Origin of the sequence: Hydrogenimonas sp., assembly GCF_029933015.1 — a bacterium.
Taxonomy (GTDB): domain Bacteria; phylum Campylobacterota; class Campylobacteria; order Campylobacterales; family Hydrogenimonadaceae; genus Hydrogenimonas.
Map to the genome: position 1 here is coordinate 1 of NZ_JAOZOZ010000154.1, position 1,409 is coordinate 1,409.

The 1,409-nt window shown below is 54.2% G+C and carries 3 protein-coding genes; all 3 read right to left on the reverse strand.

Annotated elements, in window-relative coordinates; genetic code table 11:
* Positions 1-188: hypothetical protein (locus Q1K23_RS08485; RefSeq protein WP_300363810.1), on the reverse strand; the 188-nt coding region annotated here is incomplete at its 3' end.
* 44 nt (positions 189-232) lie between these two features.
* Positions 233-979, reverse strand: a complete 747-nt coding sequence (cobA, locus tag Q1K23_RS08490; RefSeq protein ID WP_300363812.1) for a uroporphyrinogen-III C-methyltransferase — start codon at positions 977-979, stop codon at positions 233-235.
* A gap of 127 nt (positions 980-1,106) precedes the next feature.
* Positions 1,107-1,409 (reverse strand): SPASM domain-containing protein (locus Q1K23_RS08495; protein WP_300363814.1); only part of this gene is annotated, 303 nt, incomplete at its 5' end.

Genomic DNA, 1,409 nt, shown 5'->3' on the forward strand with positions numbered 1-1,409 from the left:
ACGAGAGGCAGTGCATCCCGCCACGAGGCCGGGACCGGCGCGAGACCTCTTTGCAGCGCCTCTTTCCGTAAATCGTTTGCATCGGGGATAGCTTCGGCTTTATCAGGCTGTGGAGTCAATAATCCAACATTGAAATAGAGAGCAAAGATAAAAAGGGAGATAAGTAGAACGGTCAGATGGGTCCGCATGGTGGCCTCCTTGAGACCACTCTATCCCAAAGCCGACGACAAAATCAATGATTTTCGTCAATCCACTCCAGATCTTTTTTCAGTTCGACCACTTTTCCCACGACGATCAGCGCCGGGGTCGGGAGATTGGCCGATTTGACCTTTTCATGGATCGTTTCGAGAGTGCCGGTGACGCTTTTTTGCTCCGACGTGGTTCCTCTGCTGATCACGGCCGCCGGTGTGTTCGGATCGCGCCCGATACGGATCAGGTTTTCGGCGATATTGCCCAGATTGTGAAGACCCATCAAAAAGACGATCGTCTCGTCCGCCTTCATCGACTCCCAGTCGACCTGGGAGTGCTCTTTGTTGGGCGCCTCGTGACCCGTGACGACTTTGAAAGAAACCGCCACGCCCCGGTGCGTCACGGGAATGCCGGCGTAGGCCGGAACGGAGATGGCCGAGGTGACCCCCGGAATGAACTCGAAGGGAATGCCCCGCTCTTTCAGATATTTCGCCTCTTCGCCGCCGCGTCCGAAAACCAGAGGGTCGCCCCCCTTCAGTCGCACGACATTCTCGTATTTGAGCGCGTTTTGGTAGATCACTTCGTTGATCTGATCCTGCGGCAGCGTATGACGGCCGTCCTCCTTGCCAACATAGACGAACTCGCACCCCTCTTTGGCCTCTTTGAGGATATCGGGGTTGGCCAGCCGGTCGTAGATGATGACATCGGCTTCGCGGACCACCCGCAGCGCCTTGACCGTCAGCAGGTCGATATCTCCCGGCCCCGCGCCGGTGAGGTAGACTTTACCCATTGATTACCTTTTTTTTAAATGAAAAATGAAAAATGAAAAGTGAAAAATTCAGGAAAATCGCTTCGCTCATTTTCATTGATTTTGTCTGCGCTTCGCGCAGCTCACCTCCATTTTTAATTTTTCATTCTTAATTTTTAATTTCTTTCTCACTTTCTGTGAGATAGCAGGATGGATCTTCCGCCCACAGGTCCCCGTGGATCGCCCAGGCACGGCTGCGGCTTCCGCCGTTGCAGATGTCGATGACACCGCAGCTTTCGCAGGCACCGCCCAGTTTTCTCGGATGCTCCCGCAGTTTCGTCAGCATCTCGTTCTTTTCGTCCAGCCAGATCTCGCTGAAAGGCTTTTCGGTCATGTTGCCGATGACGAACGGGAAGAAGGGGTCGGGCTTGACGTTGCCCATCCAGTCGATGTTGACCAGTTTCCTTCCGGC

Bases quoted from the DNA above. Each gene is read 5' to 3' on its own strand.
- cobA (WP_300363812.1), bottom strand. From the start codon at position 979: ATGGGTAAAGTCTACCTCACCGGCGCGGGGCCGGGAGATATCGACCTG.